Origin of the sequence: Petrotoga sp. 9PW.55.5.1 (assembly GCF_003265365.1) — a bacterium.
Taxonomy (GTDB): domain Bacteria; phylum Thermotogota; class Thermotogae; order Petrotogales; family Petrotogaceae; genus Petrotoga.
On record NZ_AUPM01000018.1, the window covers coordinates 69,852 to 84,552 of the forward strand.

The following is a 14,701-nucleotide window of genomic DNA, read 5'->3' on the forward strand; positions in this document are numbered from 1 at the left end:
CTCCTTTCGAGATATAGTTCTTTGTATTAATTAAAAAAATCACTTATTATTTTATAAAAATTGTATAATCAATATCTTTAAATATACCGTCGACCCATTCATAAAAAGAAATTTTCTCTTCGTCTATAACGTTAGTTGATAACATTTCATCCAAATCGAAAAACCTATTTATACACCATTTAATCCTATTTTCAGCATATTTTACAGTAGTATCAGTGGTTAATATAAAAGCCCAGTCACTTGATTGAGAAATTAAAACCTCCCTCATCATTTGGTTCAAAATTCTTCTTTGATTAGCAGAAGGATTTTTATATAATTTTGCTTTTTCAATCATTATCTCAGTAATCTCAAATATATGTCTATATATCCAATCATTTTTACCGTTAATCCATACCTCATGATATCCGTTGGCACCCCAAGATGATTCTGCTGGATAAGTTATTTGAACTTTTTCGGATTTTTCAATAACCTTAAGTGGCGTAGAAAACTCTATATTATTATATTCAACGGCTTGCCTAAAAAGTTGTTCTAAAAACATCGGACCTTCATACCACCAGTGACCGAAAAGTTCTGCATCAAATGGTGCGACAATAACAGGCTCTTCATCTTCAATATCTTCTAGTAATTTTTTAATTTGATCGTTTTTTTTATCTAAAAAATCTTTTACATGTTCTAATACCGCTTCTTGAGCTTCGTTTAAATTATATACTTCTTTTTTGTCAAGAGGTTTTGATTTATCTGTAATACGGTAATATTTTATTCCCGTATTACATCTTACTCCACTTTCATCTATATACGGTTTTATGTATTCTTCTTCTCTATCAAAACCAATATCTCTGTAAAATTCTCGGTATCTTGAATCACCTGGATAACCTACTTCGCTACTCCATATTTGTTCACTAGTTTCAGGATCTCTTGCAAAAACAAATACCTTGTTTGGAGTTACTATTGGCCTGTAAACTCCATATTTTGGAGTAGTTTCTGCATACCAAAAACCATGCGAATCAACAAAAAAATATTTTATTTTCTCTTCATTTAAATATTCATCTAATCCTTTAAAATATGCGCATTCTGCAAACCATATTCCAGGTGGATCGTCTTCAAAATATTTTCTGAAAGTTAAAACTCCAGATTTTAACTGGGCATTAATTGCTTCAGGATATTCTCTGTAGAAAGGTAAATATCCATGCGTTCCATTTGATGTTATCATTTCAATGTAACCTTTTTCTTTAAATTCCTTGAAAGCTTTTAATATATCTTGATTGTATTCGTTAAAAAAAATCTCTTCATTTTCTAACAATTCTTTTTTGTAATGTTTCGCTAATTGAAATTTTAAAGGTTTTTCTTTTTTTGTCCTCTCTAGTTCTTTTTCGATCAATTCTATCATTTTTATAATATGATTGTGATATTTTTCTTTTAAATCCCTCGTAGAAAGCATTTCCATAAGTGTGGGAGACAAGCTAAGAGTAAGATTAAATGGTATTTTATCTCTTTCCAGAGATTTAAACGTTTTAATCAAAGGAATGTATGTTTCTGTTATAGCTTCAAAAAGCCATCTTTCTTCCATGAAATTTTTAAAATCAGGATGATGAATGTAAGGTAAGTGAGCATGAAGTAAGAGAAGAATTTTACCTTTTCTTCTTTTCATAAAATCAAACCTTTCCCTGAGATGATTGTCTCAAGTTTGTCTTCACTTACAAAACTTTTTTCACTGCTACCTAATAATCTTTCTATTACTTTTATCTTTGATCCTTTACTTTTATTTTTTAAAATTTTATTCTCTTTTAATATCAACCATTCTTCTTTATCCGCTTTTTTTAATGAAGAAGATGGGGTTATGACCTTATTAGATTCTATTATCGGATGAAAACCGCACTTTTCATCTTTGATTCCAAGATAAGCTTTATATTTTGAAAGCTCTTGAGGAACATTGAAAAAATAATTGTTTACTAATTCTTTTTGAGATAAATTTTTTTCAAAAGTTCTCTCATTATCTTCTTTTTCTAATATCTGTACCATTCTTAGAGATAATTTATTTTTTTTAGATAATTCATTTAACTTCATTTTAGTTTTTTTTGAAAAATCCCAATAAACATAAACCCAATTAGGATTCACAGGAATCATTTTAATTCTGTCCTTGTTATAATTTTTAGGAACTTCTTTCGCTTCGTTTGATTTTAAAGAGGTCTTTATTTTACTTTCTATTTTAACTTTTTTTGGTGATTTCTCTTTTTCATTTTCTTTTGTTTTGATAGAATCATCCAAAAGCTTTTGTATTTCTATTTGAACTAACTTCAATATTTCCTTTTTTTTCAAAGTTCTTTTTAATTTTATCCCTAGACTCTTTGCTATACTTCTTAATTCTTGTATCGTAGGTTCCTCTGTTTTATAAGAATCTAACAACTCTTTTTCTAGCTTTTTTACTTTCATTTCATATATCCCTCCCGCGGTACTTTTCTCTATGTGGTTAATAAAAGCCACTCTATTTTATCACTATATTTGAATCTAAAAGCAAAGAATTAAATAAAATTGTAGTATTAATTCGCAAAATTTAATTTTTCATGTCGTTGACAAAATGGATTTCTTGTGATATTATATATCTTGAAAAAAGCAACACGGAGCGTAGCGCAGTTGGGAGCGCGCCGGTCTTGGGCACCGGAGGTCGCTGGTTCAAGTCCAGTCGCTCCGACCATTTGTATTTTTGTGCGGCCGTAGCTCAATTGGTAGAGTATTGGCCTTCCAAGCCAAGGGTTGCGGGTTCGACCCCCGTCGGCCGCTCCAGCGCCTGTAGCTCAACGGATAGAGCATTGGATTTCTAATCCAAGGGTTGAGGGTTCGAGTCCCCCCAGGCGCACCAACAACTTATGGTGGCTGTAGTTCAGCGGCAGAACGCCTGACTGTGACTCAGGATGTCGTGGGTTCAAATCCCACCAGCCACCCCAACAAAAGAATCCTTTTTTAAGGGTTCTTTATTTTTTTTCAATTGTATACATAAACTTCCGTTCCTAAAGATACCAAAAAATCTATTTCTTCAACATCAAAATTAAACATTCTTATACATCCATGAGAAATCCTTTTCCCTATCTCCCAAGGCTTTGTTGTTCCGTGGATTCCATATTGAGGATTAGAAAGTTGAAGCCATCTTGTCCCCATTCCATTCATTAAAGATCCTGGAGGTATATATTCATCGTACCAATATAATGCAGGATCCTTTTCCTTGTAGGAGATTCTATAATATCCTGGGGGCGTATGATCGCTCATCCCAACAGCTACTATATAGTTTTTAATAATGGTGTCATGAAAATAGAGATACATCTTATTATTCGAAAGATCTATTTCAAGCCTTAGAGGGCTTTCCCCATACTCAACCTTTCCAATTTTTAATGGTTGACCAGGATATATTAGAGAAGGATCCTTAAGGTTGTTTATATTCACTAAATCTCCGGGTAAAACGTTGTACTTTTCTGAAATTCTATATAAGCTTTCCCCTTTTTGAACTATATGGTATGTGCTTATTTCATAAACTTGCTTGGGTTTTAACATATTTTCGGTTGTTACTAGTTTATCTAACTTTAAAAACTTTACCTTTTTTTCAAAAGGTATCCCGTACTCATTATGAAAGATGACAACAAATTCATGAAAGCCATTTTCAATTTCATTTAAAAACTCTAAAAATTCTTCTTCTTTAAAATCCTTATCTCTGAACTGTATATTGATCAAAGTAAACTTTTCGGCTGGGGAATAATCAAAATAATATTCATAACCATTCTCTGTTATTGATGTTGTAATTTCAAACCGAATATCACCAGAAAAAGAATCCTTTTCTAAAAAACTTGGAAAAAATTGAGAGATATATTCTCCTCTATTATTTTCAGCGGTTACTAAAAAAGAATATGAATTCCCTTGGAACATATTTAAATTAACATTAAAATAAAAATCTCCGTTGATTGTTTGATAAACAGGTAGTTTTTTCTTATTTCCACCATCATAAATGTATAAGTTTGGTTTTTCTTTTACGCTTGTATAATTTTCTAAATTTATTTTAACAATATTCTGCGTTTGAATATATTCTGCTGGATAAAGAAAAAAATAATCTTCAGAAAAACCTATCAAAAATATAGTCACAAATATGACCAGCAATAATCCTTTTGTTATTTTTATCAATTCTTAATTCCTCCTTCCTACTTATAATAGATATTTCATTATCTTCTACATCGAATCCTATATCGTTTCTTGAAACATCATTGAGTATAATAAAATCCAAATTTTTTTCTTTTAATTTCTTTTTTGCGTTTTCTTTAAGATTTTCTGTTTCCGCTGCAAATCCAATTAATATTTGATCTTCATTTTTCTTTTCTCCCAGTTCTTTTAAAATATCAGGATTTTTCTCTAATTCTAAGTTAATTATACTATCTTTTTTTAATTTTTGATTTGAGTAATTTTTAATTCTAAAATCACTGACCGCAGAACTCATTATTATAATATCGTTTTTCTGAAATTCTTTTAGTACTTTTTCTCTCATCTCTTGTGTGTTTTCAACCCTATATATTTTTTTTACAATACTTGGTGTAGCCAAATTAGTAGGACCTGATATCAAAGTAACTTCTGCTCCCCTATAAGAAAATTCTTTAGCTAATTCATACCCCATTTTTCCACTTGATCTGTTGGATATAAATCTTACCGCATCAATCTTTTCAACTGTAGGTCCTGCTGTTATCAATACTTTTTTATTCAAAAAATCTTTTTTTGTAAGTAAGTATTCACTATGTACTAAGATTTTTATATTATCAGGATATCTACCTTTTCCTACTTCTCCATCAGCTAATTCTCCTTCTTCGGGCTCTATGATATGCCATCCTTGTTCATTCAACATCTTTAAATTTGAAAGATTTGTAGGGTTTTCATACATTCTAACATTCATAGTAGGAACTATTAATTTTGCCTTTTTTGAATAAGCTAAAGCGGTTGAAGAAACTAAATCATCAGCTATTCCATGTGAAATTTTTGCTATTATATTTGCTGTGGCTGGAGCAATTATTAAGAGATCTGCCCATCTTGAAAGTTCTGTGTGAGGAATCCATCCACCTTTTACATCAAAAATTTCATAATAAACTTCACAATTTCCAACCGCAGAAAATACCTGATCGGATATCCAACTTTGAGCGTTTTTAGTCATAATAACCTTAGGATTAGCTCCGATCTTTCTTAATCTTGAAAGCAGATCGATCGCTTTATATATTGCTATACCGCTTGAAACACTTAATAATATATTTTTATTTTTTAAATAGGGATACATAATTAATCCACCTTTAAAATGATATTTTTTTTGAATATTCTAAAGCCTTTTTTAGTCTAATAATAACCCTTTCTTTACCCAAAACAAATATTGATTCATACAAGCCAGGAGTGACCGTTTTTCCTAAAATAGATCCTCTTATAGATTGATATACATTCTTTCTTCCTGTGATATTTAATGAGGATAAGTTTTTTAAAGTTTTTTCAATGTTTTCAACCGTGAACTCTTCTAATTTAGAAAATTCATCTATTGCATTTTTAAGTAATTTTTCAAACCAAGTTTTTTTCATGAATTTTGCAACAAAATCTTCTTGATAATCAAAATTATCTGTAAAGAAATTTTCTGAAAACTCATATAGTTGCTTTAAAGTTTGCACTTTTTCCCGAGAGATTTCAATCACTTGTTTTATAAACTTTTCATCTTCTTTGGATAATTTATTTTCAATTAAAACAAAATTTATCCATTCAAAAAAAATATTATATATTTCTTCTAAAGAGTCCTTTCTAAGGTGAACCTCATTAGTCCAAAGAAGCTTATTATAATCAAAAACCGAAGGGTTTTTGGAAACATTTGTTAATTCAAATTCTTGATACTTTTGATTATAATCAAATATTTGTTCATTGGCATTCCAACCTAACAAACTCAAATAATTTAATATCGCTTTAGGAAGATATCCTTCTTTTCTAAAATAAGTTATAGAAACTTCCCCATGTCTTTTAGATAATGGGGCTTTATCTTCTCCTAATATCAGTGGAAGATGAGCAAATTTCGGAACTTCAAAAGATAGTGCATTGTATATTAACAACTGTTTTGGAGTATTAGAGATATGATCTTCTCCTCTTATTACATGACTTATTTTCATTAGATAATCATCTATTACTACTGTAAAATTATATATTGGAATACCGTTTGATCTCAAAATCACAAAATCTTCTAAATTTTTTGTATCGAATTTTATGTCTCCTCTAATAAGATCCGTAAAAGAAACTTCCTCATTTTTATTAACTTTAAATTTAATAACTATAGAAAAATCATTATTATTTTTATATTTACAGGGGAGATTATTATCTTCAAAGATTGTCTCATCATCTTTTAATACTGAATAATATGCTTTATTTTCGTTCAACAATTTTTCTATATAATTTTTATAGATATTCAATCTTTCGCTTTGTCTGTATGGACCATACTGTCCAGGTTTATCTACGCTTTCATCGTAATCTAAGCCTACCCATCTTAATTCTTCTAAAATACTTTCTTCGTATTCTTTTTTTGAACGTTCAAAATCCGTATCTTCTATTCTAATAATAAACCTTCCATTGTGTTTTTTGGCAAAATACCAGTTAAATAGTGCGGTCCTTAACCCTCCAACATGTAGATAACCGGTTGGACTTGGGGCAAATCTTACTCTGACCAATTATTTTTCACCTCTTCAAGTGCTATTAACTGTTTTTCCATCTCTTCAACTGAAGATATTTGTTTTACTTCAACCAATTTTCTGTTATCTAAATATTTTCCTTCAATTAGAACGTTTGTCACTCTATCTGTCCAACCCCCAGAACCTTTCATTAGAAATATAGGCTTTTTATAAGAATACGCCCCAAAAATTTCTATAGCAGTACCAATTTCACCACCTATACTTATCACAACATCTACATTTTTCAAAAGAACAAAAGATCGCATATTTAGATCCAACCCTGTTTTTATTGTGAAATCCAAATATTCATTGCCTTGTTGCTCCCAAGGTAAAACTCCGTAAACTTTACCATTGCTATTTCTTGCAGCCTTAGATACAAGCTGCATCACACCATTTCTTCCACCGTTCATCATTATCCAATTGTTTTTTGCTATGCATTTACCCACTTCAAAGCATAAAGAAGTCAGAGATTTTACAGGCTCTTTGTATATATTTCCTGAATAACCTATTACACCAACTATCAAAATATCACCAACCAAGATAATTTTCTTTTACTTTGTGATCTTCCAACACATCGTTTGGAACACCGTGAGCTATTACTTCACCTTTATGTAAAACATACAATTCATCAACTACTTGAGCTATTTCATCTACGCTATGATCTGTCACAATAATAGATATTCCTGTTTTCGCAAGTTTTCTTATTATTTCTTGTATGTCTTTGACAGTTATTGGATCTATACCCACAAAAGGTTCGTCTAGAAGAATAACTTTGGGATCTGTTATTAAAGTTCTAGCAAATTCTAGCTTCCTTTTTTCTCCTCCTGACAAAGAATACGCGTATTGGTGTATTAAGGTGTCTAAACCAAATTCATTTAAAATATTTGTAATTTTCTTTTCTGCATTCTGAATTTTCAAAAGATCTGCTATCATTTTAAGATTGTCTATAACCGTTAAATTTTTAAAAACAGAAGGTTCTTGAGGCAGATAAGCTAACCCTTTTAAAGCACGCCTATGTATGGGCAAATGTGTAATAACTTCTCCATCCAGAAAAACATTCCCTGTATTTGGAACGACTAATCCCAATATTATTTTGAAAAGCGTTGTCTTACCAGCTCCATTCGGACCCAATAAACCAGTAATAAAACTTGCTTTTGATTCAAAATCTACAGAATCTAATACTATTTTTTTACCATAATTTTTAGAAATTTTTTTACATTCTACAATAATTTTTTCCATATTTTAGTTAGTTTTATTTTCTTCATTATTCAAATATTCTATAATATCATTTGTTATATCCCATTTAGGATTGAAATATATTACACCAATTTCGTTTAAAATTAGATCATACCCATTATCTTTTGCATATTGTGAAATCTTCAAAGCTACTTCATTTGTTATTTGATTCATTTTCTGTTGGTATTCTATTTGTAAAGCTTGATCATACTGATTAATACGGGCTTGTATTTGTTGGTAATTTTGTTGCAACTCTTCTGGGGTGGCACCTGACCTCTGAAGATCTAAGAATTGTTGTTCCATTTCACTTATTTTACCTTGATAAAATTGTAAATCCCTTTGATAAAGAGTTTCCAAATCTTTCCACTTGTAATAATTTTCGACTAGTTTTTTCAAAAGATACATATCCAATCTTTATGTTACTAACCTCTTGACTGAAAAAGCTATAACTGAAAAAGTCATTAAAACAACAACCACAGAAATTAATAATTTCTTGCTTTTAATCACTAATTACACCTCCAAAATAATTTATTATATTAAAGATTTCTTTGTTTTCTTGCCTCAAACAAAATAATACCCGCGCTTACAGAAACATTCAAAGATTCCACATTATTGGACATCGGAATACTAATAAGTTTGTCGCAATGATTCTTTACATTTTTTCTGATGCCGTTACCTTCATTCCCAAAAACAATACAAACATTTCCTAACCAGTCTATATCATAATAACTTTTTCCATTGGTATCAGCTCCATAAACCCAAATGTTTTTCATTTTTAATTCTTCAATGGTATTAGATATATTAGTTACTTTTATTATTGGGATTTTAAATATCAATCCGGATGAAACTTTTATTACAACTGGTGTTACATCTACAGAATTATCTTTTGGAATAATAATTGCATCCACTCCGGCTGCGACTGAAGATCTTATTATAGCTCCGAAATTGTGAGGATCTTGTATTTGATCCAAGATAACTAAAAATAAATTTTCTTTGTCCTCTATTACATCTAACGTTTCATACAGGAAATCCTTCCCAATATCTATAACTACTCCTTGATGTTTATTAGTTGAAGCCATTTTTTCCAACACATCGTTTGATGCAAAACTATAAGTATAATTTAATTTATCAACATTATCCACAAAACTTTTTAAAGAACCCTTTTCGGTTTTAGAGTTACTAAAAAAAATATGTTTAATGGGATATTTAGCATCTATTATTTCTTTTAATATGTTTTTTCCGTAGACATACAACTATCAATCACCTCTAATAATTCATTTATTCTGGAGTAATTATGAGTTAAAAAAAGGTAACCTATAACTGCTTCAAAGCCTGTAGATTTTCTATAATCCGCATCGTTTCCCCTTTTTTTTGCTCCGTTAGAATTTACAGCTCGCTTATAATAATTCATTTCCTCAGAAGTAAATTTGCTATAGATTAAATCCACAAATTTAGAGTGCGATTTTGCACTTAAAAATTTTTTAGAATTTTCATATATAGTTCTGGTTTTAATACGACCATCATTTAACAGCCTTAATTTATATACCAAAGCAATTACAGCATCTCCTATATATGAAAAATTATCTATAGGGATCTCACGTAAATCAGCAAGTTGAAGATCCCATAACTCTTCTAAATCACTCATACAGATATTATCTCCTCGTATAATATTAAATTGAGAAACACATTTTTCTTGGTTCTAAAATAGCCTTTTTCTTTTGTTTTTTATTCTTTTTTCTTTTATTCACTTTTCTTTTTTTATTGTTCTTTGAAAAGAGGTATCCTAATGCTAGAATTAAGATACGACTCATCTAGTGAAGGAAGATTCTAGCGCCTCCTTGCAAAACCCTTTGGGTTGTTGCCTGGGAAAGCGTGCTTCCTGACTTGGCTGTCATATGCTGCCAACTTCAATTACTGCATCTCTTTGATGAGATCAACAGCAAGACTGTTGTTGAAAGATGAATATCGTATTTTACTGATAAATCCATGGCTGAATGTTTTCCATCTATGTATTTTTTAACTACAGATATCTTGAATTCCTTTCTGTATGATTTATTTCTTTTTTTTGAGTCAAATACTTTTTCGCCATGTTTTATATATCTGTAATACCAGCTTCGTAAATTTGATTCGTCACACCCTATTGATTTTGCTATGCTTTCAAAACTTCCTTTTCCCGCTATATAATCTTCACATGCTTTTATCTTTATTTCTTTACTATATTTCCCTTTTCTTGACATAATAATTAATACCTCCAAAGTAGTTTTGCAATTTTTATTAATTACGTGTCTACTTTAGAGGTATCATATCATTGATAGAGGCCTTTAGAACTTATTAATGATTAGTTCTCAATGGGTGGATCTTCGTCTAGCAAACCATCAAGTTCACTTTTGTCGGATAATTCCATTTTTACGATCCATCCTCTGTTTTCAGCATCTTCATTGACTATTTCAGGGTTATCTTCTAGTTCATTATTAACTTCAATAACCTTCCCGCTTACGGGTGCATAAATGTCTTCAGCAGATTTTACAGATTCAATCGTACACAAAATATCACCTTTTTTAACTTCTTTTCCTACTTCTGGTAACTCAACATAAGTTACATCACCTAATTCTTCGGCAGCTTTTACAGATATGCCGATAGTAGCTACGTTACCTTCTACATCAACGTACTCATGAGCATTTGTGTATTTTTTCATTAAAAATTCCTCCTTTGCAAAGATAATTTATTAATATCCGGCTTTTTTAACTGCTCTTATTACTCCAACACAGATTAAAACCGCTATTATAATTTCGGGAATGCCATTAGTTAATGCGATAGCTAATAATACACCACCAACGGCATTAGTTCCTACACCCATCGCGGTTGCTATTCTTTCAGAAAATATAAGATACATCATCCCTAATACCCCTGCTGTATTGATTAAAGTACCTAAAGCAGCACTTACTCCCACAGAAACGCTTTCTTTCCATTTAGAAACTTTTTCTTTTTCACTCGAAAAGAATTTAAGAACTAACCAGTACGAATAATATGAAACCAACCCAATCAATATTCTGGGTAATACTGATACCAAAGGATTTATAAAAGCAAAAGATAAAATATTTGGCCTTAAAAGTGCTTGAATTATACTAGAAACTCCAAATATCAAACCAATAACCATACCAGCAACTGGACCTTCCAAAATAGCTCCAATAATTACTGGAATATGCATAGTTGTAGCGTTTGCCGGTGGAATCGGAATAAACCCTAATGGTGTGAATCCTAACACAAATGAGATCCCTGACAACAAAGAAATCGTTACTAACCTTTTTGTTTTTGAATGCATTTCTGCCTCCACTTAATTTTATTTCAAATATTTATCAAACCATTGTGTTATTTCTTTCAGCCTTCTTATCCTATGTTTTGGTTTTCCACTTCTACTTAACTCATGGTTTTCTCCTCGAAACAGTACCAGTTTAGATTCAACTCCATTGTACTTAAGTGATGTGAACATCTGTAAGCCTTCAGCAAGCCAACAACGATAATCTTCTTCAGAGTGAATAAATAGGGTTGGAGTTTTTACTTTATCCGCATATTTCATTGGTGAATGAAACCATAATTTTTCATAATCATTCCACGGAGTCGATGCTTGTTGATCCTCAACAAAATAATATCCTATATCAGTAGTCCCAAATTTTGATATCCAATTAGCTATGCTCCTTTGAGAAGCTGCCGCTTTAAATCTATCCGTATGTCCTATTATCCAATTCGTCATATATCCACCATATGAACCACCAGTTACACCTATTCTATTTTTATCTATAAAAGGATATTTTTCTAAAACTCTATCAACAAAATGCATTATATCTTCATAATCTATCGTTCCATATTTCCCTCTTATATCGGCGAATTCATTTCCTCTTCCATCACTGCCTCTAGGATTACAAAAAAGAACTGTGTATCCTTCGTTAGCCCAATATTGCATTTCATGAAAAAAAACTTCTCCACTATATACCGTCTTAGGTCCTCCGTGTATATCTAGTATAGCTGGATACTTTTTATTCTCTTCAAAATCAGTAGGTTTCATAATCCACCCTTCGATTTCAACATCGCCTTCGCCTAAAAAAGTTATTCTTTCAGGTTTTGACATCTTTTTTTCCTTAATAACCCACTCATTCAATTCTGTCAACTGTTCTTCCTTATTTTCATCAAGCAAATACAGCTCTTGTAGTTTCACATCTCTCATTCCTACAAAGATAACTTTGCCATTAAATACATCAAAACCGTCTACAGAACCATTTTTTGTAGTTAATTTTTCTCTTTTGCCACTTTCATCTATTCTGTTTATATAAGAATTTCCCCACTCTGTTGTTTCAAAATAAAAATAACTTCCTTCAACTTTGAAAGCATTATTAGAACCGTATCTACAATCAGAACCTACGGAACTCCACGTACTGTAATCAAAATCCGTTTCGATATTTTTAACTTCTTTAGTTTGCATATTCATTAAATAAAATTTCGGATTTTCATTTATGCCATAACTTTTCATATCACTTCCTAAAAAGATAATATTACCATTGAAAAAGTCTGCATAAAAATAATTGAAAGGATCTTCGTGAGTTAATTTTTCTAAATTATTATTGTTTAAATCATATAAAAACAAATCGGATCTTATTTCCATTTTATCTTTAAATGTATTAGATATGAAAAGGATTTTAGATTTTTCTTTGTTCAGTTTAAAACCTTCTACATTGGTTAATTCATCTGTTATTGGTTTCATCTGATTATCATCTAAAGAAAACAAATACAATCTATTTCTTTTCTTATTGGTAAAACCCTGACCATTAGACCAATATGGAATTTCATCTAATACTTCGTAATCTCTTTCTTCTTTAAAATCTTCTAACTTTTTTTCTTTCTCTTCACTGGATAATTTTTCAAAATCCTTATATTTTTCATCGTAAGATGCAGTTAATACAAACTTATTTTCTGAAATTGGTTCTATATCAGAAACAAAAAGAGGAATCTCAAAAAATTTTTCTGCCTCTCCTCCATAAATGTTAATCTTATAATATACAGTAAAGGGCTCTCCTTTTTCTTTTCTCTTTTTGTCTTTTTCATCTCTAATAGCTGAGAATAATATATTTTCATCGTCCATCCACACAAAAGAACTCTCTTTATTAAAAGTAGTTAGTTTTCTGGACTTTTTATTATCAACGTCATACAACCAAATATTTGATAAATACTTGTTTTCATCTACGTCCATTTCGTGAACTACATAAGCTAAATTCTTTCCATTAGGGGAAAATTTTGTCCCTGACAAAAACTTATACTTTGTAAAATCTTCCAAAGCTAGCTTTCCCATTTCTCTACCTCCCGTAATTTTTTCATATTAGTGAATCTTCACTATACATTTCTGGCAATGATATTTCATCAAAAGGATTTTGATTAAAAATTAATGCCTTTTTTTCTATACTTTCTTCTCTATTAATATTATCAACTATTTCTGGGCTATAAGTTAGACGAAATAAAGAGTATTTGTAAGGAATACCCAATTCTTTCAATTTCTTCATATCTCTTAACCAATCTGGTTCTTCCACAGGTGCATCAGAAGATATAAAAAGAGGAATATTGTTTTTATACAATTCATAGAACTTAAATGCGTTATTGAGATTGTTACCCAACCTACTTTTAATAAAAATCTTATCTGATTCTATAAACTGAGGTTGAACATCAATAATAAGATTGTATTTTTTAATTTTTTCAATCTGTTTTTCTTTTAATATTTGTGCGTGTATTATTCTATGTAGTAATTTAGGCTTAACTTCTTCAAAGACTTTCAGAATTTGTTGAACAGCTCCGTCTCCTATAGCATGCATTGCCAAATGAAGACCTTTACTCTCACAAAATCTAACAATTTCATTCAGTTCGCTATCTTCCCACAATTTTTCCCCGAAAGTATTTGAGTCGTTATACTTATCAATTAGGTAAGCTGTTCTTGCACCCAAAGAACCATCTAAATATATTTTAACACTTTTGAAGATTTTAAAATATCCATGATCATAATAATTTAAAAGTTGATCATAACTACTTACCGCAACTTTTTCATAAACAAAGAAATCAGTATCATTTAAAAATGGGAGTTCTTCTTTTGAAACTCCATGTAGATCATCTGAATGAACGAAGTTATAACCTTTTTTACTTAAATAAGTTTTTGCAGATTCATAATTATCTTTTATATTAGTAAAAGCACCGAAAGTTTCATAGAATCTGTCTATTGCTTTTTCTTTTAAAAAACCCTTTTCAAACTCTATATAATCTTCAAAATCTTTAAAATTAATCTGCTCAAACACTTTAGAATTAACTACTGCCTTATGACCGCATCTTCTAACCAACATAATCGGAATATCTTCGCTTATATCGTCTAAAAACTTTTTATCAGGAATTGAAAATTCTTCTGACCAACCTCGTAAGATTATTTTATCTGGATTCTTTTTCAATATATTAATTATAATTTCTTTTATTTCTGGTAAACTTTTATTTTCTAAAGAAGGTTGCACCAACTTTTCTCCAAATCCTAACAAATGGAGATGAGTGTCTGTAATGAAAGGTGTAACAAAAATATTTTTATTGTATTTGGTATTTATATATTTAAATTCGCCTTTTTTTGTAAGTTTAAACAAACTTTTATACCTCTTTTTTAAATTTCACTTTCATATTCAATATATTTTATCATATTTGCTGACTTAAAACTCCAATTTCTTGTCTAAGTATATATG

At 30.3% G+C, this 14,701-nt stretch carries 15 protein-coding genes and 4 tRNA genes; 4 read left to right on the top strand and 15 right to left on the bottom strand.

Annotation, left to right across the window (positions count from 1 at the left end):
- Positions 1–46 precede the first annotated feature (46 nt).
- Both PW5551_RS03250 and PW5551_RS03255 read right to left on the bottom strand, forming a co-directional pair.
- Complete coding sequence (locus PW5551_RS03250) at positions 47–1,648, bottom strand: glycoside hydrolase family 57 protein (RefSeq protein ID WP_113074386.1); 1,602 nt, start codon at positions 1,646–1,648, stop codon at positions 47–49.
- A complete protein-coding gene (locus PW5551_RS03255; protein ID WP_113074387.1) occupies positions 1,645–2,430 on the bottom strand; it encodes a DUF4912 domain-containing protein in 786 nt (261 codons plus the stop codon). The genes PW5551_RS03250 and PW5551_RS03255 overlap by 4 nt, the downstream gene beginning before the upstream one ends.
- Before the next feature lie 186 nt (positions 2,431–2,616).
- Here PW5551_RS03255 and PW5551_RS03260 point away from each other — a divergent pair.
- The 4 genes from PW5551_RS03260 (at position 2,617) to PW5551_RS03275 (ending at position 2,942) form a co-directional block, all read left to right on the top strand.
- Positions 2,617–2,692, top strand: a tRNA-Pro gene (locus PW5551_RS03260).
- Between the two features lie 13 nt (positions 2,693–2,705).
- Positions 2,706–2,781, top strand: a tRNA-Gly gene (locus tag PW5551_RS03265).
- Positions 2,782–2,857: transfer RNA gene (locus PW5551_RS03270), tRNA-Arg, on the top strand. It begins immediately after the preceding tRNA gene.
- 10 nt (positions 2,858–2,867) lie between these two features.
- Positions 2,868–2,942 (top strand) — tRNA-His (locus PW5551_RS03275).
- A 37-nt stretch (positions 2,943–2,979) separates the two neighbouring features.
- Here the strand turns inward: PW5551_RS03275 and PW5551_RS03280 are convergent.
- The 13 genes from PW5551_RS03280 to PW5551_RS03340 form a co-directional block, all read right to left on the bottom strand.
- Positions 2,980–4,164, bottom strand: a complete 1,185-nt coding sequence (locus PW5551_RS03280) for a L,D-transpeptidase family protein (RefSeq protein WP_113074388.1) — start codon at positions 4,162–4,164, stop codon at positions 2,980–2,982.
- Entirely contained in the window at positions 4,097–5,296 is a 1,200-nt protein-coding gene (coaBC, locus tag PW5551_RS03285; protein WP_113074389.1) for a bifunctional phosphopantothenoylcysteine decarboxylase/phosphopantothenate--cysteine ligase CoaBC, read from the bottom strand. Before coaBC ends, PW5551_RS03280 begins: the two co-directional genes overlap by 68 nt.
- A 13-nt stretch (positions 5,297–5,309) precedes the next feature.
- Entirely contained in the window at positions 5,310–6,710 is a 1,401-nt protein-coding gene (gene gltX / locus PW5551_RS03290) for a glutamate--tRNA ligase (protein WP_113074390.1), read from the bottom strand.
- Complete coding sequence (locus tag PW5551_RS03295; protein WP_113074446.1) at positions 6,698–7,234, bottom strand: TIGR00725 family protein; 537 nt, start codon at positions 7,232–7,234, stop codon at positions 6,698–6,700. The genes gltX and PW5551_RS03295 overlap by 13 nt, the downstream gene beginning before the upstream one ends.
- Before the next feature lie 4 nt (positions 7,235–7,238).
- Complete coding sequence (gene lptB, locus PW5551_RS03300) at positions 7,239–7,949, bottom strand: LPS export ABC transporter ATP-binding protein (RefSeq protein WP_113074391.1); 711 nt, start codon at positions 7,947–7,949, stop codon at positions 7,239–7,241.
- 3 nt (positions 7,950–7,952) lie between these two features.
- Positions 7,953–8,342 (bottom strand): OmpH family outer membrane protein, encoded by a 390-nt coding sequence (locus PW5551_RS03305; protein ID WP_158526126.1) that lies wholly within the window; start codon positions 8,340–8,342, stop codon positions 7,953–7,955.
- A 140-nt stretch (positions 8,343–8,482) separates the two neighbouring features.
- On the bottom strand, positions 8,483–9,199 hold the full coding sequence (gene rlmB, locus PW5551_RS03310) for a 23S rRNA (guanosine(2251)-2'-O)-methyltransferase RlmB (protein ID WP_113074393.1): 717 nt from the start codon (positions 9,197–9,199) through the stop codon (positions 8,483–8,485).
- Positions 9,172–9,591, bottom strand: coding sequence for a Mini-ribonuclease 3 (locus PW5551_RS03315; RefSeq protein WP_113074394.1), 420 nt, complete (start codon positions 9,589–9,591; stop codon positions 9,172–9,174). Before PW5551_RS03315 ends, rlmB begins: the two co-directional genes overlap by 28 nt.
- A 262-nt stretch (positions 9,592–9,853) precedes the next feature.
- Positions 9,854–10,183 carry a transposase gene (locus PW5551_RS03320; protein WP_113074395.1) on the bottom strand — a complete coding sequence of 110 codons (330 nt, stop codon included), beginning with the start codon at positions 10,181–10,183 and terminating at the stop codon, positions 9,854–9,856.
- A gap of 101 nt (positions 10,184–10,284) precedes the next feature.
- The gene (gene gcvH / locus PW5551_RS03325) at positions 10,285–10,641 is read right to left on the bottom strand and encodes a glycine cleavage system protein GcvH (RefSeq protein WP_113074396.1); all 357 of its coding nucleotides are present in this window, start codon (positions 10,639–10,641) and stop codon (positions 10,285–10,287) included.
- Positions 10,642–10,671: 30 nt separating this feature from the next.
- A complete protein-coding gene (locus tag PW5551_RS03330) occupies positions 10,672–11,268 on the bottom strand; it encodes an ECF transporter S component (RefSeq protein WP_113074397.1) in 597 nt (198 codons plus the stop codon).
- Positions 11,269–11,286: 18 nt separating this feature from the next.
- Positions 11,287–13,287 carry a S9 family peptidase gene (locus tag PW5551_RS03335; RefSeq protein ID WP_113074398.1) on the bottom strand — a complete coding sequence of 667 codons (2,001 nt, stop codon included), beginning with the start codon at positions 13,285–13,287 and terminating at the stop codon, positions 11,287–11,289.
- Between the two features lie 22 nt (positions 13,288–13,309).
- The gene (locus PW5551_RS03340) at positions 13,310–14,605 is read right to left on the bottom strand and encodes an amidohydrolase family protein (protein ID WP_113074399.1); all 1,296 of its coding nucleotides are present in this window, start codon (positions 14,603–14,605) and stop codon (positions 13,310–13,312) included.
- Positions 14,606–14,701: the final 96 nt, after the last annotated feature.

Bases quoted from the DNA above. Each gene is read 5' to 3' on its own strand.
- coaBC (WP_113074389.1), bottom strand. From the start codon at position 5,296: ATGTATCCCTATTTAAAAAATAAAAATATATTATTAAGTGTTTCAAGC.
- PW5551_RS03250 (WP_113074386.1), bottom strand. From the start codon at position 1,648: ATGAAAAGAAGAAAAGGTAAAATTCTTCTCTTACTTCATGCTCACTTA.
- gcvH (WP_113074396.1), bottom strand. From the start codon at position 10,641: ATGAAAAAATACACAAATGCTCATGAGTACGTTGATGTAGAAGGTAAC.
- PW5551_RS03315 (WP_113074394.1), bottom strand. From the start codon at position 9,591: ATGAGTGATTTAGAAGAGTTATGGGATCTTCAACTTGCTGATTTACGT.
- PW5551_RS03320 (WP_113074395.1), bottom strand. From the start codon at position 10,183: ATGTCAAGAAAAGGGAAATATAGTAAAGAAATAAAGATAAAAGCATGT.
- lptB (WP_113074391.1), bottom strand. From the start codon at position 7,949: ATGGAAAAAATTATTGTAGAATGTAAAAAAATTTCTAAAAATTATGGT.
- PW5551_RS03330 (WP_113074397.1), bottom strand. From the start codon at position 11,268: ATGCATTCAAAAACAAAAAGGTTAGTAACGATTTCTTTGTTGTCAGGG.
- PW5551_RS03335 (WP_113074398.1), bottom strand. From the start codon at position 13,287: ATGGGAAAGCTAGCTTTGGAAGATTTTACAAAGTATAAGTTTTTGTCA.
- PW5551_RS03255 (WP_113074387.1), bottom strand. From the start codon at position 2,430: ATGAAAGTAAAAAAGCTAGAAAAAGAGTTGTTAGATTCTTATAAAACA.